A 26,701-nucleotide genomic window follows, 5' to 3' on the forward strand; every position below is an offset into this window, starting at 1 on the left:
GTTTACCTAAAGAAGCGCCCATCCTAGACTTGTCCAGGAGCCGTTATGACTGATCAACGCAACACACTCACGACCCGTCAGGGCCATCCCATCAGCGATAACCAGAGCCTGCGCAGCGTCGGCGAGCGTGGCCCGGCGACGCTGGAAAATTATCAATTCATCGAGAAGATCACCCACTTCGACCGCGAGCGAATCCCCGAGCGCGTCGTGCACGCGCGCGGTACCGCGGCGCATGGATGGTTCGAGCCCTATGGCAAGATCGGTGACGAGCCGGCCAGCAAATATACGCGCGCCAAGGTGCTGACCAAGGCGGGCGGGCGTACTCCGGTCTTCCTGCGTTTTTCCACCGTGATTGGTGGAAAGGAGTCACCGGAAACCGCTCGTGACCCGCGCGGCTTCGCCATCAAGTTCTACACCGAGGACGGCAACTGGGACTTGGTGGGCAACAACCTCAAGGTGTTCTTCATCCGCGATGCGATCAAGTTTCCGGACATGATCCATGCCTTCAAGCCCGATCCCGTGTCCAACCGCCAGGAAGCCTGGCGCTTCTACGATTTCGTTCAGCACCATCCCGAAGCGCTGCACATGGTGACCTGGGTCAAAAGTCCCTGGGGCATCCCTGCCGACTACCGGCACATGCAGGGCTCGAGTGTGAATACCTACAAAATGGTCAACGATAAGGGTGAGGCGGTGCTCTGCAAGTTCTCCTTCGAGCCCAAGCTCGGCGTGAAGAACCTCACCTCCCAGCAGGCTGCTGAAATCCAGATGAAAGACGTCGGCCACGCCACCCGCGACCTCTACGACGCCATCGAGCGCGGCGATTATCCCGAGTGGGAAATGGCCGTGCAGATCATGTCCGACGATCCGCACGATGAGCTCGACTTCGACCCGCTGGACGACACCAAGCGCTGGCCCGAGGACCAGTTCCCGCTGCTCCCGGTAGGACGACTGGTGCTTGATCGCAACCCGTCGAACGTCTTCGCCGAAACCGAGCAGGCCGCCTTCGGTACCGGCGTCCTGGTGGACGGCATCGATTTTTCGGATGACAAGATGCTGCAAGGTCGGACCCTGTCCTATTCCGATACCCAGCGCTACCGCGTCGGCGCGAATTATCTGCAGCTGCCGATCAACGCGCCCAAATGCCCGTACGCCACCAACCAGCGCGACGGGCAGATGGCGCATTTCGTCGATGGCGGCGGTAATCCCCACATCAATTACGAACCCAGCTCTGTCGGTGGACTCAAGGAAGCGCCCAAGGCTACACAGGATTATCACCAATGGGTCGAAGGGCATCTGGGGCGCTATCAGACGACCAAGGCTGCCGCGGATTATCACCAGGCCGGCGAGCGTTACCGCAGTTTCGAGGGCTGGGAGCGCGATGACCTGATCGCCAACATAACCGCCGACCTCAAGGAATGCCCTGAGGAAATCTGTCTGCGCATGATCTGGCACTTCTGGCATTGCGACCCGGATTACGGCCAGCGCTTGGCGGAGGGCGTCGGCGTGGACATCGAAAAGGTCAAGGCGCTGCCGCCATTGGAAGGGCGTGCCGCGCCGGGCGAAAACCTGGCGGGGCCGACCTACAGCAGCGGCGAACACGAAAGCTGAGCCGCCTCCAGGCTTCCGTCTGGCGCAATTGCGCCAGACGGAATGGCGCCGCTGTGACTGAGAAGGGCTGCGGCGTGGTATGCCCGTATAGCGTGATTCATTAAAATCCTGCTCCCCGCGCGATTGTGCGCAACCGTTCATAGGACAGCCATGAGTTCCGAGCAACCACTCGATATCGACGCGCGTTATGCCTGCGCCAAAGCCCTTGCTCTCGAGGCGGCACAGCTGGGAATGGAGTACTACCGCAAGCGCGACGCGCTAACGGTCGAGCACAAGGGCGACGACTTGCAGGATGTCGTGAGCGTCGCCGACAAAGAGATCGAACGCTTCATTCGCGGTCGGTTGACCGAGCGCTTTCCCGAGGATGGTTTTCTCGGCGAGGAGAGCGGTTCCGCTGGACTCGGCGCCCGCTGCGTGTGGGTGATTGATCCCATCGACGGCACGGCCTGTTTCGTCAACGGCCTGCACAACTGGTGCGTGTCGATCGGTCTGCTGATCGACGGCGAACCGCACCTGGGCGCTATCGCCGATCCCAATCATGACGAGCTGTTCCATGGCTGTCTGGGCCGGGGCGCGTTCGTCAACGACAGGCCCTTGAAGGCGAGCGATGCCACTCATGTAGGCCAAGGCGTGACTGCCACCGGGACCTTTCACCCGCGCGGCAAGGAACACTTCATTCCTTTCCTCGAAAAGCTGCTGGCTGCGGGCGGCATGTTCTTTCGCAACGGCTCTGGTGCGCTGATGACCGCCTATGTGGCGGCGGGTCGCTTGCTCGGCTATTACGAGACCGAGCTCAAGAGCTGGGATTGCGTGGCCGGGCTGGTGATGGTCAAGGAAGCGGGTGGACGAGGGAACGACTTCTTCCGCAACGACGGACTGCTGCTTGGCAATCCTTACCTCGTCGCCTGCCCCGGCGTCTATCCGCAATTGGCCGAGATGATCGGGCCGTCATTGGACGGTTGAGGTTTCGGACGCAGGAGCGTCCGGGTTGCGTTCCCACGCTGGCGCGTGGGAACGAACTCTTCATCAGGTGCGCAATTCGGGCGGTACGGTGCCGCCGTGTTCCGCGAGCTTGTGCATCACGGCGCGATGCAGCCACATGTTCATCTGCGCCGAGTCGGCCATCTTGTCCGGCGGGCAACCCAGCTCGGTAGCGAGTTCCTTGCGCGACTCCAGGCTGCTGTCCAGGCCTAGCAACTTGAGCAGGTCGACAATGGAGGTGCGCCAGTTCAGCTGCTCCGGAAAATTCGCCGCCATGCCGTCGAGCTTCGCCGGGACATCCACAACGCTGTTAGGTCCGCCGACCGTACCGGCGGTGCCAGCCATACCCGTTGCCGATGCGCTGGCCCCGGGCGGTGTGGTGGTTGCGTTGTTGGCTGTCGTCGGGCGGTTGGAGTCGACAACCGTGTCAGTGGCATGCTGGTTGACGCCAGAATTCGGCGCGGCAGGCTTGTGCGCTTCGTTGCTGACGCCGCCCAAGCCCAGTTTGTCTTTGATCTTGTCGAACAGACCCATTTCATCATCCTCGGTTGGTGTAGGTGCTGTTTGGACCATCGTCTCGGTCAAGTCATTCGGTTCCGTAGGTCGGAAGCGATGCCCGCCGAGCTCAGTGCAAAAACGACCATGCCGCCAGAAAGCCCGGCGGCATGATCGAGAACGGCTGGTGAGTTCGACACAGCGGCATTGCCGAACTGTTTTTTGTGCGCCTGTTGGTAGCCGTTGTGGTTAGAACACCAACATGAACAAACCGATCACCACCAACAGACCGATCAGAAAAATGATGCCGATTGTGCTGCCCAGAAACTTCAGCATGAGGATGACTCCTGTTGCAGTGGGTACATTATTTCCGACTGGGGTGAGCTGTGATCGTTCAGCACTGGTGCGCCAGCGGTATGCCGGTCCGGCTTCAGAGATGCTTCCAGATCAGCTGCAAACCAGCGAGCGCCATGCCGATGCGGGCGATCCGGTAGAACCAGGTGGGATCGATGCGCTTGTGCAGCCAAAGCCCGGCCCAGACGCCGAACGGCACGATGGGCGCGAGCGCCAGGCTCAGTAGCAGGTTCTCGCGGTTGAACTGGCCGAGTGCGGCGTAGGGAATCAGCTTGATCGCATTGGTCATCAGAAAGAACAGGTTGATGGTCGCGACGTAGCGTAGCTTGTCCAGTTGCTGCGGTAGCAGATGCATCAGGATCGGCGGTCCGCCCGCATGCGCGACGAAGCTGGTGAAGCCGGCAACCGACGAAAGCAGGGTGCCGCGCCCGCGTTGTAGGGGGCGGGGTTTGTCGTTGTTAGTGATCAGCCCGAGCGCCACGAAACCCACGGCGATGAACCCCATCATCAGGCCGATCATCCGCTCGTCGAGCATGCCGAAGGTGAGCGAGCCGAGGGCAATACCGATCAGCGCGCCGGGCAGCATGACCTTGAGATTGGGGATGTCCCATTTGCCGAAATAGGCCTTCAGACCCACCACGTCAGCCAGACAGAGAATCGGCAGCATTACAGCCGCCGCCTGTTTCGGCGAGATAGCGAGCGCCAGCAGCGGCACGGCGATCCCGCCCAGAGCGCCTCCAAAGCCACCCTTGGACAGCCCGGTGAGAAAGATCGCAGGCAGCGCGAACAGCAGAAAATCGGACAGGGTCATGGCTGGGTGTGGTTCGGAATCGGTGAATGCGGTTACGTGGCGTTCGGTTTTGCCGGGCTGATGATCGCATGTCGAGGACCTGTTTCGCTTGCTCGCCTGGATCGCTCTCGGCTGGCTGTGGTCAGCAGACTAACGACCCCATGTCAGGCTCCGTGTTGTCGGGGCAAGACCAAACCGGAGCGAAGTGTTGCCATGACAGCCTCCAGATCGCCATTAATCACCCCAGCTCGAAAGCATCGAGCGCTGACCCAGGTGGCCGGCCCATTGCTGCTGCTCACTGCGTTGTTCGCGGGCGAGATAAGCGCGGATGAACCGGAAGCCCTGATTGGCTTGATCAACGCTTTCCGCGATACCGAACAGGCATGCGACGGTGCCAAAGGCTCCGCGGTAGGGCCGCTTGCCCCCGCTGATGCCTTGGCTGTGGCTCCAGCGACCAGCGGGGCGCAGCTGCAACGTGCATTGCCGACGTCCGGCTATCGTCCGGCGAAACTACAAGCGGTCTCGATATCCGGTCCTGCGAGCGCGCAAGCCGCCATGGATGCGCTCAGGCAACGCTATTGCAGCGCGCTGCGTAGCGAAGAGTTCGCGGAAATCGGTGTCTCCAGGCAGGGGAGTACCTGGCAGGTGCTGCTTGCCAAGCCTTTGCTATCGCCGGATCTAGGTGACTGGCGGGAAGCAGGGAAGAAGATTCTGAAACAAGTCAACGAAGCCCGCGCGCAAGCGCGAACCTGTGGCAGTCAGACATTCGAGGCGGTGCCGGCATTGCGCTGGAATGATCGGCTTGCCGAGGCTGCGCTGGCCCACAGTCGCGATATGGCCAATCAGGACTTCTTCAGCCATCGGGCGTCGAATGGCAGCCAGGTCAGTGATCGAGCCAACCGCGCAGGCTACGCGTGGAGCCGGGTCGGTGAAAACATTGCGGCAGGCCAAGGCTCGGTGGAGCAGGCCGTGGCCGGCTGGCTGGCCAGCCCCGGGCACTGCCGCAACATAATGCGGGCGGACTTCATTGAGATGGGCGCCGCATACGCGACGAATCCGGACAGCGCTGCCATCAGTTACTGGACCCAAGTCTTCGGCACGCCGCGTTGAGATACCGGCAGGCTATTGCAGGCCCTCAAGCCAGTTATGCGCCTCGGTACTCTGGTGCGCATCGAATGCCTTGATCGTCAGGCCAGGGATCAGCGCGCCTTCGATCTCGCTGGCCTTGCGCACCCACTCTCTAGAACTGACCACGGCGCAGCGGTCGAAGCGACGGATGAAGCGAAACAGCTGCGGAAACCGTGACAGCTCGACACCGACGGCGCCGAGCGTTGGCAGATCGAAGTCGCCGATGCGATAGAGCATCTGGCCATGGGTGATGCCTTCTGATTTGCGCATCAGCTCATCGAGCGCGAAGCGCATTTCATTGCTGTCGAGCTTGCCGGAAAAATCGACGTCGATGCGTTTGTCGCCTATGCGCGTTACGTGGAACATCACATCGCTCCCCTCAGGGTGGATGAAAGTAGCTCTTTCTGAGCATAGCCCGTGGCTGTAATGCCGCCATCGAAACGGTCCGCGCCGGTGATCACGGGCGTGTTTCGCGGTGGTCGCGGATCGAAACCATGCAATAAGGCGCTGAGCCAGATCGACAGTGCGGTGCAGAGCATGTGCGGCTTGAATAGCCTGACCGGACGCTTCCGCCACGAAGCTTGACGCATGTGGCAACGTCGGCACGTTGCCCGCGGGCAAGACCTGACGATCGATTGGACGTTGCAGAGAAAGGCTGTGGAGAGCTGGAGGAGGGAGCCCCCGGCGCCGTAGCGCGGGGGCGGCAGGATCAATCCTGACGGCTGGTCACTTCCAGCAGGTGGTAGCCGAACTGGGTCTTCACCGGGCCCTGCACGACATTGAGCGGCGCGCTGAACACCACGGTGTCGAATTCCTTGACCATTTGGCCCGGACCGAACGAGCCCAGGTCGCCGCCCTGACGGCTGGATGGGCAAGTGGAATTGTCCTTGGCAACCTGAGCGAAATCGGCGCCGCCTTCGATGGCAGCTTTCAGTTCGTTGCACTTGTCTTCGGTGGGAACCAGGATGTGGCGGGCAGTGGCTCGGGCCATGGGGAGTTACTCCGTCTTGAGAAGGGGCTGAGCCTACCGCAATCGGCGGTGATTCGAAATGCTGCGGCCATCAGGCCGCATCCATATCCGTTGCCTTCGCTGGCGCAGGCCGGGCGTCCAGATAGTGGCGCAATCGCGCAAGCTCGTCAGTCGTGAACGACAGGCCGAGCTTGGTGCGGCGCCAGAGAATGTCGTCCGCGCAGTTTGCCCATTCCTGCTGGTGCAGATATTCAACTTCCAGCGTGTAGAGGTCCTGGCCCAGCAGTTCGCCCAGCTCAGTGACTGAGCGAGCCTCGCCAAGCATTTTCCAGACGCGACTGCCGTAAAGATTCGCCCATCGCCGAGCCAGGTCTAAGTCGATGCCTTCGATCCTGGCGACCAACTTTTCGACCAATGCTTGCGGCGAGTCCATGCCTTCGCCACCGGGAAGGCTGGCCTTCGCTGTCCAGCGCTCGCCCATTTGCGGAAAGAACGGCGCAAGGTGCTCCATCGCCGATTCGGCCAGTTTGCGGTAGGTCGTCAGCTTGCCGCCGAACACCGAAAGCAACGGCGCCTGCTTCTGCTCGGCTTCCAGCGACAGGGTGTAATCGCGGGTAACGACCGAGGGATTGTCGGACTCGTCGTCGCACAGTGGGCGAACGCCGGCAAAGGTGTGCAGGATGTCCTTGGGTTCCAATTGCTTGCGGAAGTGCGCATTGGCCACGCCCAGCAGGTAGGCGATTTCTTCTTCGCTGATGCTGACCGTGGCCGGATCGCCGTGATACTCGCGATCGGTGGTGCCGATCATGGTGTAGCGACCCATGTATGGGATGGCGAACACGATGCGCCGATCCTCGTTCTGCATGATGTACGCCTGCTCGCCTTCGTACAGCTTGGGCACGATGACGTGGCTGCCCTGAATCAGACGAATGCCGTAAGGCGAGCGCTGCTGCAGGTTCTCGCCGATGAACTGCGCGACCCAAGGGCCCGCCGCGTTGACCAGTGCCTTGGCGCGCAGCGAGAAGCGCGTACCGTTCTGGCGCTGTAGCTCGACATGCCAGATACCGCCGGCACGTTTGGCGCTCAGGCAGCGGGTGCGGGTATGGATGTGCGCGCCTTTTTCGCGCGCCGCCATGGCGTTGAGCACTACCAGTCGTGCATCGTCGACCCAACAATCGGAATATTCGAAACCGCGCCGTATCGCCGGTTTCAGCGGGCTTTCATCGCCGAAGCGCAGGCCGCGCGAGGCGGGAAGTTGTTCCCGCTTGCCGAGGTTGTCATAAAGAAACAGCCCGGCTCGAATCATCCAGGCGGGCCGCAGATGCGGGCGATGGGGCAGGACGAAACGCATCGGCTTGACGATATGCGGCGCCTTGCGCAGCAGCACCTCGCGTTCGGCCAGTGCCTCGCGTACCAGGCGGAACTCATAATGTTCGAGATAACGCAGGCCGCCGTGGATCAGCTTGCTGCTGGCCGATGATGTGTGGCTGGCAAGATCGTCGCGCTCACACAGGAAAACCGACAGCCCGCGCCCAGCCGCATCGGCGGCGATCCCGACGCCGTTGATTCCTCCGCCGATAACGGCGATGTCATAGAGCTCGGAGACGGGGCGGTCGGTGTCGGTCACGGTGTTCTCCTAAAAACGAATATCTATTTTTCGAATGTGAACATCGTAGCGTAGAAGAGTTCTTCTCTCCAGATAGAATGTTCACTTCTTATATCAAAAGAAAATAAACGAACAGAAGTGAGCTGCTTGTTGGGGCTGAGGTTGTACGGATCGAGCTGTGTTTTTTTCTTGGTGGGCTGAAGCCCACCCTACGGTGGCTCGGTGCATGGCGAGGGTGAGGCCATGGCAGTTTCGCAGGGTGAGCCGGGCGACGTTCCGCTTCAGCCCACCGGCTTCGTAGGGTGGGCTTCAGCCCACCAGGCTCAGGCGTCCGGCCTTTGCTAAACGACGATCACCCCGTGACTTCCAGCTTCACGTCATGGCGCGCGAGCAGGTCGACAAAGGCTTCCGGCGGCTGGGCTTCGGTGAACAGCACATCGATCTGCTCCAGCGAACCGAGGCGGGTCATGGCGTTGCGGCCGAATTTGCTCGAATCCGCAGCGAGGAAGATCTTGCGGGCATTGTTGATGATGGCCTGGGAAACACGGACTTCCTGGTAGTCGAAGTCCAGCAAGGTGCCGTCCTCGTCGATGCCGCTGATGCCGATCAGGGCGAAGTCCACTTTAAATTGACTGATGAAGTCGGCGGTTGCCTGGCCGACCACGCCGCCGTCGCTACGCACGTTGCCGCCAGCGATCAGGACGTCGAAGTCTTCCTTGGGGCTGAGGATGCTCGCCACATGCAGGTTGTTGGTGATGACCTTGAGGTCGCGATGATTCAGAAGCGCGTGGGCGATGGCTTCGGTGGTGGTGCCGATGTTGATGAACAGCGAAGCTTGATCGGGAATGTGCGCGGCCATGGCATCGGCGATACGGCGCTTCTCGTCGCGCATCTGTCGGGCGCGCTGGGTGTAGGCGGTGTTCTGCACGCTCGAATCGTGAGCGGCGCCGCCATGGTAGCGGCGTAGCAGGCCGGCTTCGCCGAGCTGGTTGATATCGCGGCGGATGGTCTGCGGCGTCACCGCGAACTGCTGCGCCAGCTCTTCGATGCTGACGTAGCCGCGTTCGCGCACCAGTTCGAGAATGCTCTGCTGTCGTGGGGCCAGACTCATGGAGGCTTCCTTCTTATCGATATGCCGGAAGCATGCCGCAGTCTGGTCTCCGATTAAAGAATTGTTCGTTTGTGAATAGCGGCGCCGGCGCGGAAACGAATCCGGGCCGGCGCCTTCGAGTGGCAATGCCGGTTTGATTTAGTCCTCTGCCCAGTCTCGAGTGCGGTCTACAGCCTTCTTCCAACCCTTGTAAAGTGCCTCGCGCTGCTCGTTATCGCAGGCCGGTTCGAAGACCCGCTCGATGGTGGCCTTGCTGCGTAGCTCATCGAGGCTGCTCCAGAAGCCGGTCGCCAGGCCCGCCAGATAGGCAGCGCCGAGGGCGGTGGTTTCCTTCATTTGCGGGCGTTCGACATGGGTACCGAGCAGGTCGGCCTGGAACTGCATGAGGAAGTTGTTGGCTACCGCGCCGCCGTCCACACGCAGCGAGCGCAGACGTTCGCCGGCGTCCTGCTGCATGGCATCGAGGACATCGCGGGTCTGGTAGGCGATGGATTCCAGCGCGGCACGGATGAGGTGGTCGACCTTCACACCGCGCGTCAGCCCGAACAATGCGCCACGGGCGCGAGGGTCCCAGTAGGGCGCGCCGAGGCCGGTGAAGGCAGGCACCAGATAGACGCCATTGCTGTCCTTGACCTTGGTGGCGAAGTATTCGGAATCCAGCGAATCATTAATCACCTTCAGCTCGTCGCGCAGCCACTGCACGGTGGAGCCGCCGTTGAAGATGGCGCCTTCCAGTGCGTAATTGACCTCGCCCTTCGGGCCGCAGGCAATGGTGGTAAGCAGGCCGTGCTCGGACTGTACGGCCTTGGTTCCGGTGTTCATCAACAGAAAGCAGCCGGTGCCGTAAGTGTTCTTGGCCTGGCCCGGCTCGACGCACATCTGCCCGAACAGCGCCGCCTGCTGATCGCCCGCGATACCGGCAATCGGGATGCCGGTGCTCTGGCCGGAGCCGAGATAGGCATGACCATAGATCTCGGAGGAGGAGCGCACCTCGGGCAGCATTTCGCGCGGGATATCCAGCGCCTCCAGCATGACCGGGTCCCAGTCCAGCTTGTGGATGTCGAACAGCATGGTGCGCGAGGCGTTGGTGTAATCGGTGACGTGGGCCTTGCCCTGGGTCATCTTCCAGATCAGCCAGCAATCGACGGTGCCGAACAGAAGCTCACCACGCCGCGCACGTTCGCGACTGCCCTCGACGTGATCCAGGATCCACTTGATCTTGGTGCCGGAGAAATAGGGATCGATGACCAGGCCGGTGGTTTTGCGGATGTGCTCCTGCATGCCGTCACGCTTGAGCTGATCGCAGATCGGCGTGCTCTGGCGGCTCTGCCAGACGATGGCGTTATAGATGGGCCTGCCGGTGAGCTTGTCCCAGACGATGGTGGTTTCGCGCTGGTTGGTGATGCCGATGGCCGCCACTTGCTCGTTGGTGATGCCGGCCTGAGCCAAGGCTTCGACGAAGACGCCGCTCTGGGTGGCCCAGATTTCCATCGGGTCATGCTCGACCCAGCTCGGCTGCGGGTAGATCTGCGCGAACTCGCGCTGGGCGATGGTGACCACGTTGGCGTTGCGGTCCAGCACGATGGCACGGGAACTGGTGGTGCCCTGGTCGAGGGCGACGATGAATTGCTTGTCGTTCGGGTTGCTCATGATGTCGATTCCTTAACGAGCTTCTTGGGCAGTGGCATCGTGTTTGTTGTAACGCTTGGCTTCGTGATCTGGCTCAGGTGCAGCACAAGCGCCCGAGCCCAGATTCGGGAGATGCTTGCAGATCAGTGCCTTGTAGCCTGCGGCGCCGATGCAGGCGCCCAGCACCGGAGCGATCAGCGGGACCAGAAAGTAGGGAATGTCCCGCCCGCCAGTGAAGGCAACCTCGCCCCAGCCGGCAAAGAAAGTCATCAGCTTCGGTCCGAAATCCCGTGCCGGGTTCATAGCAAAGCCGGTTAACGGGCCCATCGCGCCGCCGATCACCGCGATCAGCAGGCCGATCAGCAGCGGAGCCAGCGGGCCGCGGGGCAGGCCATTACCGTCGTCGGTCAGCGCCATGATCATTCCCAGCAGAATAGCGGTAATCACCACTTCCACCAGAAACGCCTGGCCGATGGACAGGGACGCGTGAGGGTAGGTGGAGAACACCGAAGCGAGTTCAAGGCTGGCGAGGCTGCCGCGCGTCATCTGCTGGGCTTGTTCGAAATCGAAAAAAAGGCTGCTGTAAAGTCCGTAAACCAACGCAGCGGCGCAGAATGCGCCTGCCGTCTGGGCGAGGATATACGCGGGCACCTTGTTGCGCTCGAAGGTGCCGAACAGCCAGAGCGCGATGGACACGGCAGGGTTCAGGTGAGCGCCCGACACGCCGGCTGCGAGATACACTCCCATGCTGACGCCGATTCCCCAAATAACGCTTATTTCCCAAAGGCCTAGATCAGCACCGCCAAGCTTCAGCGCGGCGACGCAGCCGGTGCCAAAGAAGATCAATAGAGCGGTGCCGAGGAATTCGGCGATGCATTGCCCCCGTAGCGTCGGGGTGGACGGGTTACTCATGCGCAGAACCTCTTCTGGAGACTGTTGTTTTTATAATCCGAATACTGCGTGGGTTCGGAAATGTTCGGAAGCGAAAACTTAAAGTCAAAGTTTGGTGCTGTCAAAGTAAAAACTTGAACATTTCATCGAAAAGGTAGCGAACGGAGCGGTAGATCCGTTGTCGCCATCAGCCGGCGCAGGCTAGCCAGCGGCAAAGTGCGAAGAAGTGCGGAACCTCAACGCCGAGTGGCCTCAGCGCGGCGCAACGCTGATGCACCATCGCATGGAGAGCTACCAGAAGAGTTTTCTCACAGGCAAAGCCGCCTCTCGTAACGGACGTTCAGCCAAGCGAACTGTGGGGTACTGGCCATGCGCAGAGCGCACCCTACGGAGTACGAGACCCTTGTAGGGTGCGCTCCGCGCAGCAAAGCCCTGATGGCATACCGGCAGTGCAATCGCCTCTGACAATCACATGCTAGAGCTTGACAACGCTCAGCGTTGCAGTCTGGCCAACGTCGCCGGATCTGCCTCGCCGCCATAGAAAGCGTCCAGGACCTGACGATAGATGGTCCGCTCAGGTGCGACGTTGCTGAACAGCGTCATGCTCGAACGTAGCTTCAGGTCATCGGGCGAACCGAGAATCTGCCGCGCCGGACGATCAGTGTGCTGCAGCATCGCCTGCGCGCATTCCTCCAGCCGCGCTCCCAGCAGCGGATGCTGCAGATAGGCGAGCGCCTCGTCTGTGCTGGAAATGGCGTAGCGTCGTGCCATGTCGCTATGGCCGAGCCCGGCGATCTGTGGAAAGACGAACCACATCCAGTGGCTCTGTTTACGACCGGCTTTCAATTCCGCCAGGGCGCGGTCGTAGATGCTGTCTTGAGCGGCGACGAATCGTTTCAGGTCGTAAGTATCGTGCATGGGTGCCTCCGCACGCTGCGTCCATCGTTCATATGAGACAGCCCCGGACTCGATGATTCGCTCTTCTGATTGGCTGTTTACGCGTTGTTTACACCTGCCTGACGCCCCTTGACCGAGCGGCGGTGTTTGATGGCTGTGGGCAACGAGCCCACTCGTAGAAGGAGAAAGCCATGTTCTGTCGCATACTCAAGATTGGTTTGCTTGCCGGTTGCTTGATCACAGCCAGTGCGGCTTCGGCGGCCGATCGCAACGTTGTGGTTCCCGTATTGGCCGGTGCGGCAGTTGGGGCGGTATTGGTGGCGGTGCTAGCGAAGGATTCCGATGATCGTCACGACCATCGGCATGCTCGCCGTTATCAGCACCAGCCGAAGCGTCATGTCCATCACCATCGGCATGCGCCCCGTGCAGTGAAGTACCGGCCGAAACGCGTCGAGTACGTCATGGTCCCAGTGGAGCGTCGTGACTGGCGCAGAGGACATCGTTAACAGCCAAAGCAAAGAAGCGGGCACCCTACGGCTCATAAATCATTTGAGCTGATGGGGCGCCCGCTTGGCCGTGGCTCGCTACGTTTTTACCCGCTTTGGAGCGCGCCGTTTGGCGCTTGGCTGCTCTTTGGCTCGCTGTTCCTGAAAGCAGTTCTGACACAAACGAAATTGTCGCTCGGCCATTGGCATGGCCTTGCCGCACTGCTTGCAGTTTCGGGTTTCGCCTGAGAGGCGGCGGCGGTCGCTGCTGCGCGGCTTGCGTTGGCGCGACAGCTCGCGGGTGATCGCGCCATTGAGCAGGCTGCGGTGCTCCTCGGCCTGTTCCAGCGTCGGGAAGTGCGCCGGCAGCGTTCGCGCCAGGTGCAGGTAGGTTTCGATGACGTGCAGCGAGCTTTCCAATGTCGCCAGGTCGGCATCGATGATCAGTCGCGGCAGTGGGATTTCCTTGTTCTGCGCAACCTTCTTCAGCCATTGCTGGGCGAAGATGCTGGCGGGACTGTCGAGGCCGCCGCGGATCGGCGTACAGGCGAAAATCCAGCGCAGCGGTAAGTCGATGGTCGGATCGTCGATCAGCTTGATCCACTCGGCCAGCTCGTCCGGCAGCACCGAGATGAATTCCTCGCCATAGTTGATGTTGCGATTGAAGGTCAGCCAGGCACGCAGCAGGCTGGGCTCGTCCATCAGCTCGGCGATGGCCTGCAGATGTTCGATCGATGGCCGTACCTGGAATTGCGACAAATCCACCGGCAGGTCGGCGCTATGGAATAGACGCTTGATCGACTGCAGGGTCTGCACATCGAGCGCAGTGATAAGGCCGCTGTCGTGATGGCCGAAACGCCCGGCGCGCCCGCCGATCTGCTTGACCTCTTGCACCTTCAGCTGACGGTTCTGGATACCGTCGTATTTTTCATCGGTGTAGAAACACAGCGTGTGCGCCGGCAGGTTCAGCCCCATGCCCACGGCATCGGTGGCGACCATGATGTCCGCCTCGCCTTCACGAAACCGTCGTGCCTGCTCGCGGCGCACTTCCGGCGACAGCGCGCCGTAAACCACCGAGACGCTCTTGCCGGTCATCTCCAGCATGGCCTTGAGTTCCAATACCGTCTTGCGGCTGAAGGCGACCAGCATCGAGCCTTCGTCGAGCTGCTTGAGCGTGGTCGAGCGACGCGCCACTTCCACCGGCGACAGACGCTTGGTGCGCTTGACCACCAATTCGTCATCGCACAGGTCGCAGAGCGTTTTCAGCGAGGGTTGGATCAGCTCCGGACCAGTCATGATCAGCTCTGGCGTATAGGCGCTGACCAGTGCATCGACCCAGGCCCAGCCGCGCTGCGAGTCGGCCATCATCTGCACTTCATCGATGACCACCACATCCCAGGGCTGATGGCGGAAGCGGGCGAACTCTTCGACCGTGCAGCAGTAATGCGTGGCGCCTTCGCGGATGATTTCCTCTTCGCCCGTGACCAGCGAGCAAGGCACGCCCATGGACTCGATGCGTTCCTGGTTTTCCAGCGCCATCAGCCGTAGTGGCGAAAGATAGATGGCGTGCTCGACGCCGGTCATCGCCTCGATGGCCTGGTGCGTCTTGCCGCTATTGGTCGGGCCGAGCAGGGCGGTCCACGTACGGGTAATGCGCCGCGCGGCGTAGAGCTTGTGGTAGTGCACGAAGCGCGGGTTGTTTTCCAGCAGCACCGCGAAGGCCATCTTTTCCTTGTTGTCCTGGCGGGCGAAGCGGATGGTCCGGCGAAGTTTCTTCGGCTCCATCATGAACACTTCTGTCAGCCGCTTCTCGCCCAGCAGCTGCAGGTCGAAGTCGCCGGCTTCCTCGATCATCGTCTCGAACTTGGCCAGCAGATCCTGACGATCCTGCGCCTTCAGTTCGGCCACGTCCTGTTCGCTTAGCACTTGACCTTGGCCACCGGGAATGCGCCGCTGCAGGTCCAGCGCGACGTCGCAGTGGCGCAGTTCCACGACATAACGCAGTTCGTGCTTCACCTCGTTGAGGATATCGACGGCCTTGGCGGCGAAGTCATCGAGCCGGGAGAGTTTTGTCGGCAAGCGATCCAGAACGCGCGTCTTCTGCTCGTCGCTCATGCTGGCGAAGGGGCGCTCCAGCACATGCAGACGGTCCCGGACCCGTGCTTCGATGGCGTCGTCCACGTTGGCTTCGAATTCGTCGATGGAGGTGCTGTCAGGGATGCGCAGCACGAGCTCGGGTTCCAGCAGGTTCTGTAGCGGACCGCAGTCGAGCGTTTTCTCGACGCCGAAGATGTCGACGTTGCAGCTGTAGTCGTTCAGATCGCGATTGAGCAATCGGCCGATCAGGCTCTGGGGATCGGCACCCTCGACGTTGGCATCGACCGCCGGCTCGTCCAGTCCGAGCCAGAACAACCGCGCCGCGCGCCCGATCTCGGGCGGTTGATGACCGATATAGGTGCTGAACCAATTGTCCTGATGGTTCTTCTTCGGCACGAAGTCGGGATGGCGCTCCGAGGCCCATGTCAGGAAGCGCTGCAGTCGCTCCAGCTTGAGGGAGTTGCGGTGTTTGACTTCGGCCTTGCGCATGATCGACGCCTCTCTGATCAGTTCAGCTGCCCCATTATGGACAACCCGATGGGAACTTCCGATCAATTGCTCTGCATTCGCGTGGATCTCAATTCAACGATCAGCAACGCAAGCGGATCGGCGTGGGGCTGTGGCAGTGTGCTTTCGCTTCTTGTGGGACTTCGCGGCGAAGCTTTGGCTTTTGCGCTGGATGAGGGCACGCTTTCGCCGCGAGGTCGCGCCTCCTACGAAAGCGGATCGGCGTGGGGCTGTGGCAGTGCGCATTGCTTTTTGTGGGAGGCCTGCTCTCGGGGCGAAGCTTTTGGGTTGAGCCGCGCGGGAGCGGCGGAACCATCAGCCATCACTCGGTTTTGTTTAGCAGCACTCGGGTAATGGCTTCGCCCAAGCGCTCGAAGGCCGCTCCGGCTTCCTTGGCTTCGTCCAGGGCCTCGGCGCAGGCCACGATGATGACGGTCTTCGCCTGCTTTTCCGCCAGGGGTTCGATCACGCCTACGTGGCAGGCGCGTTCCAGTTGCGTGCCGGTCTTCTGGATGAAGGGCACATCGCTGGGCAGGCCGGCTTCGAGGCGGTAGGCGTCATACCGATCCAGCTTCATGTCCTTGAACAGCAGATCCCGGCTGGACTCGGAAAGCAGATCGCCTTCGACCAGTTTCTCCAGCAGCGTGCCGTAGGCTTCCAGCGTGCTGGAATTCAGGTTGCGCGCGTAATAGCGCTCATAAGCCTGCTCCATGCTGTCGGCCTTCAGCTCGCTTTCGGAGAGCGACAGGGCGTTGGCGACCGCCTCGTAGCGCGGCTCGCTGAAGGGCGCCGATGCAAGCTTCACCAGTTCGATGTTGTCCAGTTCATGCGCACCGGGATGCAGCTCGCCATAGACGTCCCGCCGCACCTGAGTGAAGTCGGTGATGCGTTCAAAGCCCTTGCCGCCCATGTTCTTGCGTGTGCGCTCGTTCAGCTCATCCTCGCCAATGAGCCGGATCAGCATGTTGGCGGCCGTGTTGTCGCTTTCGATGAGCATTTCATTCAGCAGCGCTCGCAGCGAATACTCGACGCCTTCGTCCTGCCAGACCAGATCGCCGGAGCCGTCGACCTTATCCGTGGCTTCCAGGCTCATCTGCTCGTCGAGGCTGTGCTCGCCTTCGTCGACGCTCTGCAGGACCGCGATGGCGATCGGCACCTTGACCGCCGACCCCAGGTACCAGAAGCGGTCCGCCTCGTAGTCGAGTGCCTCGCCGTCACCTAGGTGTTTGATGTAAACGCCGAGATTGCCTGGGCTCTGTTCGTCGATCTGGCGAATGTCCTGCTCCAGCGCGTTGCGCCAGGACTCCGAATAGGCCTGTTCCTTATACGCCCAGAGCGCCAGTCCGAGGCCTACCAAGGCCGGTAGGGCGAGCAATTTTCCGGTGCGCGCGAGCGGGGCTGGTTTCATAGGCGAAGCACTCCAGAGGCGGTTATCGCTTCGCCCGCGCCGCGCAACGCGCGTTCGGCCTTGGCGGTGGATGCAGCACCGCGCACGCAGGCGATCACAACGATACGTCCGGCGGGGTCGGCTATGCGGAAGGGTGGCGGCGCGATCACGCCGGCATCGCAGATACGGGCGAGCTGAGTGCCGGTCTTGTGCGCATAGCCGACCGTCGGCGGCAATCCGGCCTTGATGCGCTGGGCTCCGGTGGCCACGCGATTCATCACGCTGAGCAGGTATTCGGTGCTGGCTTGGCTCAGCGCCTTACCTTCCACCACTGCGGACAGGAGATCGCCATAGGCTTGCAACGTGCCCGAATTGAAGGGCGTCGCGTAATAACGTTCATAGGCCTCGCGCAGCGGGATTTTGGTGAACGCGCTCTGCTGGACGCCCAGCAGGCTGGCCAGAAGCGAGAGGCGTCCGGCTTCGCTGCGCTGCGCTTTGAGCGAAAGGAAATCCCTGCCGGAGAGCAGGCGGGCAGAGGGGTGTAGTTCCCCGTAGATCAACCTGCGCACACCCGCCAGGGTGGTGATCGGGCCGAGGCCTTCCGGCACCAGTTCGCGGGTCACGGCATTGACCGCGTCGAGGCCGACCAGGCGGATGAGCATGTCGCTTGCGGTGTTATCGCTGTGGATCAGCATCTGGTCCATCAGGTAACGGACACTGAGCGAGGTTCCCGGTGCGTGTCGTTTGGTCGGTCCGGCGCCGTCGACGTAGTCCGACTCCAGCAAGCGCACGGTGCTGTCCAGGCTCAGGGTGTCCTGATCGATGCGACGCATGACGGCAATGGCCACCGGGACCTTGACCGTGGACGCAAGGTACCAGGCTTCCTCGCCGTGGTAGGAGGCCGACACGCCGGTATCCAGATCCTTGAGGTAGATGCCCAGCTCGCCCGAGGTGCTCGCATCGACCTTGGCGATGTGTTCGAGGAAGTTTTCCGTCCAGCTGAAACCGTCCTGCGCCACCGCCCGCAGTGGCGATGCAAGCAGGACCATTGCCATCAGCAAGGGCGTTGCGATACCTGTTCGTAGCTGGGGCTTGGCTCGGAACAACACGGTTAGCGGACCTCTCTGCCGGTTATTGGTCATGGTTGGACCTGCATCGCTCCGGCCCGTGCCCGACGCATACGTGACGAAATATTGATCTTTCGGATGACGGCGTTGTGCGACGTGCCGTGTCGCCTATCCAAGCCGGCTGCGGCGCGAATGCTCAGCGGATATCGAACGACTGCCTGCAACGGAACGTCCTATTTGCGGACGGCACGTGGTCGCCGCATAGCAGGAGCAACGCATGGAGCAAGTCAGCAGGGAAAAATTCATCGGGCTCGAGTGGTTGCGATTTTCGCTCGGCATATACCTGGTGTTCTTTCACACGATCCATGTGTATCCCGAGGAACAGCGGCCCTGGTGGCTGTCGGACCTGACCGGGGTGGGGTTCTTCGCGACCAGCAGTTTCTTTGTGCTGTCGGGCTTCTTGCTGGCCCATGTCTATTGTCAGCAAGGACAACTGCGCGAACCGGGGCGCAGCTTCCTCAGCCGGCGTTTCGCCAATCTCTATCCGTTGCACCTGTTTTCATTGGGACTGACGGCGGTGGTGTTGTTCATCATCGCCAAACTCGGTATCCCGCCGGACGACGCCAAGGCGACTCTGCGTTTCGTGGTTTACGACACCAACGAGGATTTGGGCGAGGCGTCCAGAGAGGCCCTTGAGCACTTCATGGGCAATGGCGAGCTGTTGCTCAATTTCGTCCTGCAGCTGTTCATGCTGCAGGCATGGAATCCTTACTACCTGACCTTCAACCCACCGTTGTGGTCGATTTCCACGCTGTTCTTCTTTTATCTGACGTTCCCTTTGCTGGCGCCGCGGCTGATGCGGTTGCGGCACAAGGCACTCTGGCTCGCGGTCATCGCGGCGATCTACCTGATCCCGCCGCTCTGGGTGATTCAGCAGCAGGAATATGGTGTTCCCTATACCGGCATGCTGCACCGCATGCCCTTGCTGCGCCTGCCGGAATTTCTCGCCGGCATCTTGTTGTATGGGGTGTTCCGCGAAATGCAGAGTCAAGGACGCGTGCCGAGGCCGGGCAGTCGTTTGGCGCTGGCAGGCTTCGTGCTGGCCTGCTTCATCGCCGCCATTTGGCTGCTGAAGGGAGAAAAGCTCTGGTACTTCCTGCTGCACAACGGGCTGCTGCTGCCCTCGCAATTGGCGCTGGTCTACCTCTTTGCGCTGATCGCCACGCCAGGCAGCGCCCGCGTGAATCGCTGGTCGCAGCGTCTAGGAACGGCATCGCTGCCGCTGTTCGTGCTGCATGTACCGGCGTTCATCCTGTTTTCTCGTTCGGAAAAATTGCTGGGCGTCGCTTCGTCCAGCTGCTTCGAGACCTGGGCCGATTGCGCCGTCCGGGCCGGAGAACAACCGCTGTCACTGCTGTTCTATCCGCTCTACTTGATCTTGACGGTGGTGCTCTGCGTCTGGGCTCAGGAGCATGCCGTGGTGCCGGCGCGTAAATGGTTGCTCAAGCGGTTGCCGGTCCAGTCGGGCACGCAATCGGCACGCTAGGGTCGATTAGCGCCGGAGGATCAAGCCGGCATGCGCGATGGTCATCTGTAAGAGCCAACATTCGGCGGGACCTCACAGTGAAGGACTTCGACACCTCCATATTTCTCGGCACGGCGGGCTGGAGCCTGCCGCGCGAGCAGTGGCCAGCATTCCCGGACGAGGGCACGCACCTGCAGCGCTACGCTGATCGTTTTCCAGCGGTGGAAATCAATAGCTCCTTCTATCGCCCCCATCGACCCGCCACCTACGCCAAGTGGGCCGAAAGCGTGCCGGCGGCGTTTCGCTTCTGCGTGAAGCTGCCCAAGCAGGTCACCCACGAGCGGCGGCTGATCGCTTGCGAAGAACCGCTCGAACGTTTCCTGCACGAGTGCGGCCATCTGGGCGAGAAATTGGGCTGCCTGCTTGTGCAATTACCGCCTTTGCTGGCCTATGACTCTGCGAGCGCCGGTACTTTTTTCGCTGCATTGAGAGCCCGCCACGACGGGCCGGTGGCCATCGAGCCTCGCCATCGTAGCTGGCTCGATGCCGAGTCGCTGCTGCAGCAGGCGCAGATCGCCCACGTCGCTGCCGATCCCGCGCCCTTTGCCGAAGCGGCCGAGCCGGGCGGCTGGGCGGGGTTTCGCTATTACCGGCTGCACGGCTCGCCGCGCATCTACCATTCCTCATACGCTGCCGATTGGCTCGATTCGCTGGCCGACCGCCTAGCTGATCAGCCGGACGGCGTTGCTAATTGGTGCATCTTCGACAACACGGCCAGTGGGGCAGCGACGGCCAATGCGCTGGCGCTGCAGGGGCGCCTCCCAAGCAACGGGCGCCAACGACACAAACCGAAACGGTCCTGAAGTAGGGTCCGCCTGTACGGTGGGTTTTTTCCGCTACTGTTGAAAAGTCGTCTCACTTCGCAGGTAGAAACCCATGAAAAAGACGTGCATTGCCCTGGCGCTGGCCGGGATGGTCGGCGTTGCCGAAGCCGCTGTGGTGGTCAAGCCCCATGCCTATGAAATCGACGGCGAAGCCTTCGAGGGCTTACTGGTTTACGACGATGCGGTGACCACGCCGCGCCCTGGTTTGGTGATGGTGCCCAACTGGCTAGGGGTAACCGAGCGTTCGGCTGAGAAGGCCGCGCGCGCCGCAGGGGAGAAATACGTGGTGTTCATGGCGGATTTATACGGCAAGGCGGTACGGCCATCGAGTCCGGATGAAGCCAAGGCGGCCGCCACCTCGGTACGCGGTGATCGCGCGCTGATGCGCAAGCGCGCCCAGGCTGCGGTCGATGCGTTCAAATCACAGCAGGACGTAGCGCTGGATACCAGCAAGATGGCGGCGATCGGTTTCTGCTTTGGTGGCGGCGCAGTGCTGGAACTGGCCCGCTCTGGTGCCGATCTGGACGCCTTCGTCTCCTTTCACGGCAACCTGGACACGCCTAACCCCGATGACGCTAAGCAGATCAAGGCACCTGTGCTGGTTTTGCACGGTGCCGATGATCCGGCTGTGCCGAAGGAGCAAGTCGATGGCTTCGTCGCCGAGATGCAAGCCACCGATGCCGACTGGCAAATGGTCAGCTATGGCAACGCCGTGCATTCGTTTACCGACCCCTATGCCAAGGTGCCGGGCCGCAACGAGTACAACCCGTTGGTGGCGAAGCGCGCTTTCGAGGCCATGAACGACCTGCTCGATGAGGTGTTCATGGCGCAATGAGCGTGATGCACTTTCGGCGGCGCGTTACCGCGGAATGATCCGCACCCGCCCGGCCGTGTTGTCACGACGCTCGGCCTTTTCGTTTTCGGCGCGGCCTGGAATCGAGCCATCGTCCGCGCCGCGGTCCGGTGTGGCCATTCCATTCAGCTCGCGTTCGTCGACGCTGATGGATGTGGCGTCCGGGTAGCCAGTCGTCAGGGTTTCGGTGCTGGCCGTGACGGGCGTCGTGTCATCGTCGCCCCAGCCGGCACTGCGCTCGTCGATATCGATCGCACCGTTTCGCTCCATCAGCTGCTCGACCATCGATATCTGGCCTTCGTCGTCCAGCGTGACGGTGACAATGGTCGAACCACGACGAGCCGCCTCTGGGTAGCGACCGGCGTGCTTGCTCGAATCGTCGCCGAAGACGTTCTGGAAGAAGCTGCCAATTTTGTCGGCGACCGTGGCGTCCTTGTCCGGTTCTTCGCCGACGACTTCCACCCGGCTGCTGTCGACCGTGGCGGGGTTGAAGGATGCGGATATCTGAATGTCGTCGCTGGGCACGCCCTTGCTCAGGAGTTCGGTTTTGACGCGCTCGGCTTCGGCGTAGCGGTCGAAGGCGGCAATGAGAATCTGAGTCATGATTTCACCTCGGTTCGTGCGGCCAGGCTGCGTTCGATATGGCGAACCTCAGCCGTTCACCACTTTGCCGCCATTGATGTGAATGGTCTGGCCGCTGACATAGGACGAGTCTTCGCATGCAAGATAAACGTAAGCCGGGCCCAGTTCAGAAGGCTGACCGCAACGGCCCATGGGCATCTGGCTGCCGAAGCCTTCGAGCATCTCGGGATCGTGCTTGCCGATGGTGGCCGGTTGCAGCGGCGTCCAGATCGGGCCGGGAGCGATCTGGTTGACGCGAATGTCGCGCTCGATCAACTGTTGCGACAGGGCTCGGGTGAAGCCGTCGATGGCGCCCTTCGTCGCGGTGTAGTCGACCAGCATCGGATTGCCGATGAAGGAATTGATCGAAGTTGTGTTGATGATTGACGCGCCGGCTTTCAGGTGGGGCAGGGCGGCACGGGTGAGATAGAAATAGCCGTGAATGTTGGTGGCGAAAGTCTTCTCCCACTGCTCGTCGGTGATGTCCTCGAGCCGCGTCTGTACTTCCTGGCGTCCGGCATTGTTCACCAGCACGTCCAGCCGGCTGAAGGCTTCGATCGTCTGCCTGACCGCATCGTTGCAGTAGCGGCTGTCGCGGATATCACCGGGCAGGGTGATGCAGCGCTGCCCTTCGGCTTCCACCATGCGCTTGGCTGTTGCGGCGTCCTCGTGTTCGTCGAGGTACATGATCGTTACGTCAGCACCCTCGCGCGCGAAGTGCAGCGCCGCCGCGCGGCCAATGCCACTGTCGCCCCCACTGATCAGCGCCACCTTGCCGGCCAGCTTGCCGCTGCCTTTGTAGCTGTCACGGATGAACTCGGCTGGCGGCTGCATCTCGCTCTCCAAGCCGGGCTGGCGGTCCTGCTTCTGTGCGGGGATCTTCGGGTAAGCCATACCTTCTCCGGTGTGAATGGGTTCTGTAGGTACGGCTGATGGCGGGCTGGAAAGTTTCGGCTGGATGCCGAGTGGTACACGCATGGCCAGTGATCAAAAAAGGTTTCGTCTAGGACAAGTAGGATGCGCTCCGCGCACCAGATACACCGAAGCCCGGCGGTGCGCGAAGCGCACCCTACATTCCAATCAGCGATGATGCCGCTCCGTTCGGTGCCACCTTGGCCACGTAGGGTGCGCTCCGCGCACCGGATACACCGAAGCCGGCGGTGCGCGAAGCGCGCCCTACGAAACCCAGACCGAGGGCGCTTGGCCATCAGCAAACAGTGTCCTATAGTGCCGCCCGCCAAGGATGGCCGCCGGACCCCAACGTAGGGCCGGTCTAGGTCGTCCACGCCTACCACCTGCAAGGGATTGAACATGAAAGCCAAGCAACTCCTGGCGCTGCCGCTGATGGCTGCGCTGCTGTCCGCCTGTTCCGCCACCACCTCGCTGCGTTCCAGCGATCCGAGCCTCAGCGTCAAGATCAATGACGATGCACCGCTGGTGCTGAAAAACCCGGTCAGCAAAACCTACAAAACCACCAGCTTCGGCCAGTACCGCTTCCGCGCCACGCAGGATGGCATGGAGCCCATGTACGGGCTGATTCCGCTCAAGTTCAACGGTGGCTATCTGGCCGCTGACATCCTCTTCTTCGCCCCGGCTGCGTTCTACAACCTGCGCGAGGTTTATCCCTTCTACGAGTTCGATGTGGCGCAGGGTGTCGTGCGTTACAAGAAGAACGAGAGCGACGAGTGGATCAACTACAAGCCCACCGCCGCAGAAGCGGAGCGCGCGCAGGCGTATTTCGCCGAGTGATACGCGTATCGAACGGCCTCGAACGTTCAAGGCCGGGCGAGCCTTTGGCGACGCTAGCGAGCCGCGGCTGCGGCCGCTCGTCGCAGATGGTTTTTGCGGCCTGACATCGGCACGGCGCGGGCGTAGAATCCGCGCCGCTCCGACTGTCCTGTTTCGTATCTCAATCGTTTCCGCTGCCGCCCGCACTTCTTCGAAGCTCGCGGGCCGGGTGCGTTGTGGTGATCGAGCACGACCGTCACCCCTGAATTCTCTCTCGTCACGCTGTGGTGTGCCTTTTTCAAAAAGGCTATGTCTGTTGCCAATTGGTTTGGGAAGGCTCCGAGCCTTGTAGGGTGGGCTTTAGCCCACGCTGACCGCGTTGGTGGGCTGAAGCGGAACGTCGCTCGGGCCTTTGCGCCAACAGACATAGCTTTTCAAAAAGGCGCGTTGCGGTTGCCGATTGGTCGCATCAAGACATCGCCCACATGAACGAATCGCAACACTCCCACGCCGGGAGCTGGCTCAGTGTCATCGCACTGGCGCTGGCCGCCTTCATTTTCAACACCACCGAGTTCGTCCCGGTCGCGTTGCTCAGCGACATCGGGGGTTCGTTCGACATGCCGCCGTCCCAGGTCGGTCTGATGCTGACCATTTACGCGTGGGTGGTGGCACTGATGTCGCTGCCGATGATGCTGCTGACGCGCAACGTCGAACGCCGCAGGCTGCTGATCGTCGTCTTCGCGGTATTCATCGGCAGCCATCTGGTGTCCAGCGTGGCGTCGAGCTTCAGCATGCTGATGATCAGCCGTATTGGTATCGCGCTTTCGCACGCGGTGTTCTGGTCGATCACTGCATCACTGGCCGTGCGCGTTGCGCCACAAGGCAAGCAGGCACAGGCGCTGGGCCTGTTGGCCACCGGCAGTGCACTGGCGATGGTGCTGGGCATTCCGCTTGGTCGTGTGGTGGGTGAAGCGCTGGGCTGGCGCACGACATTCCTCTCGATTGGCGTGATCGCGGCGCTGGTGGCGCTCTGCCTGGCGCGGACGCTGCCGCTGCTGCCGAGCCAGAATTCCGGTTCGCTGCGCAGCCTGCCGGTGCTGTTCAAGCGCCCGGCGCTGGTCGCGGCCTACGTACTGACCGCTTTGGTGATCACCGCGCAATTCACGGCCTACACCTATATCGAACCCTTTGCGCAGAATATCGCGCACCTGAGCGGTGACATGACGACGGTATTGCTGTTGCTGTTTGGCGGCGCCGGCATTCTTGGTTCGTTCCTGTTCAGTCGCTACAGCGGCCGTTATCCGAGGGGCTTTCTGGTCGCCGCGATCTCAGCGATGGCGACGTGTTTGCTGCTGTTACTGCCGGCTTCACGCGACAGTTCGCTGCTGGGCGCGCTGGTGGTGGTCTGGGGGATCGCCGGGATGTGCTTTGGCCTGGCATTGCAGGCGAAGGTGCTGAATCTAGCGTCCGATGCGACCGACGTCGCCATGGCCATGTTCTCTGGCATCTATAACGTCGGAATCGGCGGCGGCGCGCTGCTCGGCAGCCTGGTTACCGTCCATCTGGGCCTGAGCAATGTGGGCATTGTCGGTGGGTTGCTGGCGTCGAGTGGTGTCGTGCTGTGCTGCTTGGCGACCTATCGTTTCGCCAGGCCGGTAGAAAAGGCTGCGCTCTGATCGCATGAACGAGGCGGATGAAGGCATCCGCCCCATCACAGCTGAGGACTAATTCAGCTCCTTCGCGAAGCGTCCGACAGCGTTCACCACCTGCTTGGCACCGTCCTGAATCTCAACGATCACCGCGCCGGCCTGATTGGCCAGTGACAGGCCTTGGGCGGCCTGCTCTCGGCTGCTGGCCATTTCTCGTACGGCCTCATCTACCAATGACTGGTTCTTCTGCACCACGCTGACGATCTCTTCCGTGGCTGCGCTGGTGCGGCCTGCCAGCTGGCGAACCTCATCGGCGACCACCGCGAAACCGCGACCCTGTTCCCCGGCGCGTGCCGCTTCGATGGCCGCGTTGAGCGCCAGCAGGTTGGTCTGGGCAGCGATACCGCTGATGGTCTGCACGATCGAGCTGATAAGCAGCGATTGCTGGCCCAGGGCCTCGATGCCCTGCGTGGCCGATTCCACTTGCTCGGCGATGCGCTGCATCGTCGCGACCGTGTCCTTGACCACCACGGCACCGCGCTCGGCACTGGTGTCGGTCTGCCTGGACACGTCATAGGCGATGCCGGCCGCCCCCCGAACATCCTCTTCGCGGGCAATCTGGTCGGTGATCACGCTGGCGAACTTGACCACTTTGCACAGCTTGCCCTCAGTGTCGTGTACCGGGTTGTAGCTCGCCTCGAGCCAGACGTCGCGGCCCTGGCTGTCGACCCGCTTGAAGCGGTCGGCAACGAACTCGCCGCGGTTGAGCGTCTGCCAGAAGGCCTTGTACTGCTGCGATCCGGCCTCGCTTGCAGTGCAGAACTGGCTGTGATGCTTGCCCACGACTTGCTTGAGCGAGTAACCCATCGCCTGCAGGAACTGATCGTTGGCGGTAATTACGGTGCCGTCCAGATTGAACTGGATGACCGCGGTGGAGCGAAGAAGCGCGTTGATGAACGCTTCGTTCTCCTTCGCCACCTGCAACTCCTTGGTCACTTCACGGGCAATGCCGCGAATGTTCAGCAGGGTGCCGTGTTCGTTCCCGATGGGATACCAATCGACATGCAACCACGCAAGGCTGCCGTCGGCGCGCAGGTAGCGGTAGTCATCGCTGATGGGGGTCATTTTGGCTATCGCGGCGCGGAAGTTATGAAAGCACGGCAAATTTTTCACGTAAGGCGGCACGATGTCTGCCATCGCGCGACCCTTCAGTTGCTCGACGTTGTAACCGAGCGTGCGAGCGAACCTTTGGTTCAGAGCGGCAATACGAAAATCGGGGTCGAGGGTGATCGACGCCATCGTGCTTTCCATCTGCTCATGGAGCTGACGCAGCAGCGACAGCTCCGCCCTTTGTTCTTGGAGTTGTTTTTTTAGATAGCCGTTGAACATGGAAGCACCATGGTGGATTGACGTGCATCTCTATCGGCACGCCATGGCG

Annotated in this window: 24 protein-coding genes and 1 pseudogene; 9 read left to right on the forward strand and 16 right to left on the reverse strand. The window is 61.5% G+C overall.

Going from position 1 to position 26,701, the window contains the following annotated elements; all coding sequences use genetic code 11:
- The first annotated feature begins 45 nt into the window (after positions 1 to 45).
- Together GYM54_RS20175 and GYM54_RS20180 are read left to right on the forward strand one after the other, a co-directional pair.
- Positions 46 to 1,608, forward strand: coding sequence for a catalase (locus GYM54_RS20175; RefSeq protein WP_197445423.1), 1,563 nt, complete (start codon positions 46 to 48; stop codon positions 1,606 to 1,608).
- Positions 1,609 to 1,758: 150 nt separating this feature from the next.
- Positions 1,759 to 2,571 carry an inositol monophosphatase gene (locus GYM54_RS20180; protein ID WP_197445422.1) on the forward strand — a complete coding sequence of 271 codons (813 nt, stop codon included), beginning with the start codon at positions 1,759 to 1,761 and terminating at the stop codon, positions 2,569 to 2,571.
- Positions 2,572 to 2,634: 63 nt separating this feature from the next.
- Here GYM54_RS20180 and GYM54_RS20185 read toward each other — a convergent pair whose 3' ends face one another.
- Both GYM54_RS20185 and GYM54_RS20190 read right to left on the reverse strand, forming a co-directional pair.
- On the reverse strand, positions 2,635 to 3,123 hold the full coding sequence (locus GYM54_RS20185) for a DUF3597 domain-containing protein (RefSeq protein WP_197445421.1): 489 nt from the start codon (positions 3,121 to 3,123) through the stop codon (positions 2,635 to 2,637).
- 391 nt (positions 3,124 to 3,514) lie between these two features.
- On the reverse strand, positions 3,515 to 4,249 hold the full coding sequence (locus GYM54_RS20190; RefSeq protein WP_197445420.1) for a sulfite exporter TauE/SafE family protein: 735 nt from the start codon (positions 4,247 to 4,249) through the stop codon (positions 3,515 to 3,517).
- A gap of 192 nt (positions 4,250 to 4,441) precedes the next feature.
- On the opposite strand from GYM54_RS20190, the gene GYM54_RS20195 reads away from it, so the two are divergent.
- Positions 4,442 to 5,338, forward strand: coding sequence for a CAP domain-containing protein (locus GYM54_RS20195; RefSeq protein ID WP_197445419.1), 897 nt, complete (start codon positions 4,442 to 4,444; stop codon positions 5,336 to 5,338).
- A gap of 12 nt (positions 5,339 to 5,350) precedes the next feature.
- On the opposite strand, the gene GYM54_RS20200 is transcribed toward GYM54_RS20195, so the two are convergent.
- From GYM54_RS20200 to GYM54_RS20230, 7 genes are all read right to left on the reverse strand, one after another.
- Entirely contained in the window at positions 5,351 to 5,722 is a 372-nt protein-coding gene (locus GYM54_RS20200) for an STAS/SEC14 domain-containing protein (RefSeq protein WP_197445418.1), read from the reverse strand.
- A gap of 343 nt (positions 5,723 to 6,065) precedes the next feature.
- Positions 6,066 to 6,347: a peptidylprolyl isomerase gene (locus GYM54_RS20205; protein ID WP_131648105.1), complete on the reverse strand. Its 282-nt coding sequence runs from the start codon at positions 6,345 to 6,347 to the stop codon at positions 6,066 to 6,068.
- A gap of 70 nt (positions 6,348 to 6,417) precedes the next feature.
- The gene (gene glpD, locus GYM54_RS20210) at positions 6,418 to 7,953 is read right to left on the reverse strand and encodes a glycerol-3-phosphate dehydrogenase (protein ID WP_197445417.1); all 1,536 of its coding nucleotides are present in this window, start codon (positions 7,951 to 7,953) and stop codon (positions 6,418 to 6,420) included.
- Between the two features lie 331 nt (positions 7,954 to 8,284).
- Positions 8,285 to 9,043, reverse strand: coding sequence for a DeoR/GlpR family transcriptional regulator (locus GYM54_RS20215; RefSeq protein ID WP_197445416.1), 759 nt, complete (start codon positions 9,041 to 9,043; stop codon positions 8,285 to 8,287).
- 138 nt (positions 9,044 to 9,181) lie between these two features.
- Positions 9,182 to 10,693 carry a glycerol kinase GlpK gene (gene glpK, locus GYM54_RS20220; protein WP_131648108.1) on the reverse strand — a complete coding sequence of 504 codons (1,512 nt, stop codon included), beginning with the start codon at positions 10,691 to 10,693 and terminating at the stop codon, positions 9,182 to 9,184.
- Positions 10,694 to 10,705: 12 nt separating this feature from the next.
- Positions 10,706 to 11,584 carry an MIP/aquaporin family protein gene (locus GYM54_RS20225; protein WP_197445415.1) on the reverse strand — a complete coding sequence of 293 codons (879 nt, stop codon included), beginning with the start codon at positions 11,582 to 11,584 and terminating at the stop codon, positions 10,706 to 10,708.
- 471 nt (positions 11,585 to 12,055) lie between these two features.
- Positions 12,056 to 12,481 carry a DUF1810 domain-containing protein gene (locus tag GYM54_RS20230; RefSeq protein WP_197445414.1) on the reverse strand — a complete coding sequence of 142 codons (426 nt, stop codon included), beginning with the start codon at positions 12,479 to 12,481 and terminating at the stop codon, positions 12,056 to 12,058.
- A 170-nt stretch (positions 12,482 to 12,651) separates the two neighbouring features.
- Between GYM54_RS20230 and GYM54_RS20235 the strand changes: the two genes are divergently transcribed.
- Positions 12,652 to 12,966 carry a hypothetical protein gene (locus GYM54_RS20235; RefSeq protein WP_197445413.1) on the forward strand — a complete coding sequence of 105 codons (315 nt, stop codon included), beginning with the start codon at positions 12,652 to 12,654 and terminating at the stop codon, positions 12,964 to 12,966.
- 78 nt (positions 12,967 to 13,044) lie between these two features.
- On the opposite strand, the gene GYM54_RS20240 is transcribed toward GYM54_RS20235, so the two are convergent.
- The 3 genes from GYM54_RS20240 to GYM54_RS20250 form a co-directional block, all read right to left on the reverse strand.
- The gene (locus GYM54_RS20240) at positions 13,045 to 15,531 is read right to left on the reverse strand and encodes a helicase-related protein (protein WP_197445412.1); all 2,487 of its coding nucleotides are present in this window, start codon (positions 15,529 to 15,531) and stop codon (positions 13,045 to 13,047) included.
- Between the two features lie 340 nt (positions 15,532 to 15,871).
- Positions 15,872 to 16,924 (reverse strand): serine hydrolase, encoded by a 1,053-nt coding sequence (locus GYM54_RS20245; RefSeq protein ID WP_231752208.1) that lies wholly within the window; start codon positions 16,922 to 16,924, stop codon positions 15,872 to 15,874.
- Positions 16,925 to 16,953: 29 nt separating this feature from the next.
- Positions 16,954 to 17,991: a serine hydrolase gene (locus tag GYM54_RS20250; RefSeq protein ID WP_231752200.1), complete on the reverse strand. Its 1,038-nt coding sequence runs from the start codon at positions 17,989 to 17,991 to the stop codon at positions 16,954 to 16,956.
- A gap of 289 nt (positions 17,992 to 18,280) precedes the next feature.
- On the opposite strand from GYM54_RS20250, the gene GYM54_RS20255 reads away from it, so the two are divergent.
- The 3 genes from GYM54_RS20255 (at position 18,281) to GYM54_RS20265 (ending at position 21,247) form a co-directional block, all read left to right on the forward strand.
- Positions 18,281 to 19,549: an acyltransferase gene (locus tag GYM54_RS20255; protein ID WP_197445410.1), complete on the forward strand. Its 1,269-nt coding sequence runs from the start codon at positions 18,281 to 18,283 to the stop codon at positions 19,547 to 19,549.
- A gap of 77 nt (positions 19,550 to 19,626) precedes the next feature.
- Complete coding sequence (locus GYM54_RS20260; protein ID WP_231752199.1) at positions 19,627 to 20,391, forward strand: DUF72 domain-containing protein; 765 nt, start codon at positions 19,627 to 19,629, stop codon at positions 20,389 to 20,391.
- A 109-nt stretch (positions 20,392 to 20,500) separates the two neighbouring features.
- Positions 20,501 to 21,247 (forward strand): dienelactone hydrolase family protein, encoded by a 747-nt coding sequence (locus tag GYM54_RS20265; RefSeq protein WP_374105202.1) that lies wholly within the window; start codon positions 20,501 to 20,503, stop codon positions 21,245 to 21,247.
- Positions 21,248 to 21,271: 24 nt separating this feature from the next.
- On the opposite strand, the gene GYM54_RS20270 is transcribed toward GYM54_RS20265, so the two are convergent.
- Both GYM54_RS20270 and GYM54_RS20275 read right to left on the reverse strand, forming a co-directional pair.
- Positions 21,272 to 21,868: a hypothetical protein gene (locus GYM54_RS20270; RefSeq protein WP_197445407.1), complete on the reverse strand. Its 597-nt coding sequence runs from the start codon at positions 21,866 to 21,868 to the stop codon at positions 21,272 to 21,274.
- A gap of 48 nt (positions 21,869 to 21,916) precedes the next feature.
- A complete protein-coding gene (locus GYM54_RS20275; protein ID WP_197445406.1) occupies positions 21,917 to 22,780 on the reverse strand; it encodes an SDR family oxidoreductase in 864 nt (287 codons plus the stop codon).
- A gap of 417 nt (positions 22,781 to 23,197) precedes the next feature.
- Between GYM54_RS20275 and GYM54_RS20280 the strand changes: the two genes are divergently transcribed.
- Both GYM54_RS20280 and GYM54_RS20285 read left to right on the forward strand, forming a co-directional pair.
- Positions 23,198 to 23,635, forward strand: coding sequence for a hypothetical protein (locus GYM54_RS20280; RefSeq protein WP_131648118.1), 438 nt, complete (start codon positions 23,198 to 23,200; stop codon positions 23,633 to 23,635).
- A gap of 464 nt (positions 23,636 to 24,099) precedes the next feature.
- Positions 24,100 to 25,290, forward strand: a complete 1,191-nt coding sequence (locus GYM54_RS20285; protein WP_131648119.1) for a sugar transporter — start codon at positions 24,100 to 24,102, stop codon at positions 25,288 to 25,290.
- A 48-nt stretch (positions 25,291 to 25,338) separates the two neighbouring features.
- On the opposite strand, the gene GYM54_RS22160 is transcribed toward GYM54_RS20285, so the two are convergent.
- Together GYM54_RS22160 and GYM54_RS22165 are read right to left on the reverse strand one after the other, a co-directional pair.
- The gene (locus GYM54_RS22160) at positions 25,339 to 25,896 is read right to left on the reverse strand and encodes a methyl-accepting chemotaxis protein (protein ID WP_257626600.1); all 558 of its coding nucleotides are present in this window, start codon (positions 25,894 to 25,896) and stop codon (positions 25,339 to 25,341) included.
- Positions 25,879 to 26,652 (reverse strand): annotated as a pseudogene (locus GYM54_RS22165) (PAS domain-containing protein); the annotation flags it as partial. The gene GYM54_RS22160 and the pseudogene GYM54_RS22165, both read right to left, overlap by 18 nt.
- Between the last annotated feature and the right edge of the window lie 49 nt (positions 26,653 to 26,701).

Source organism: Pseudomonas sp. MTM4 (genome assembly GCF_019355055.1).
GTDB lineage: Bacteria > Pseudomonadota > Gammaproteobacteria > Pseudomonadales > Pseudomonadaceae > Stutzerimonas.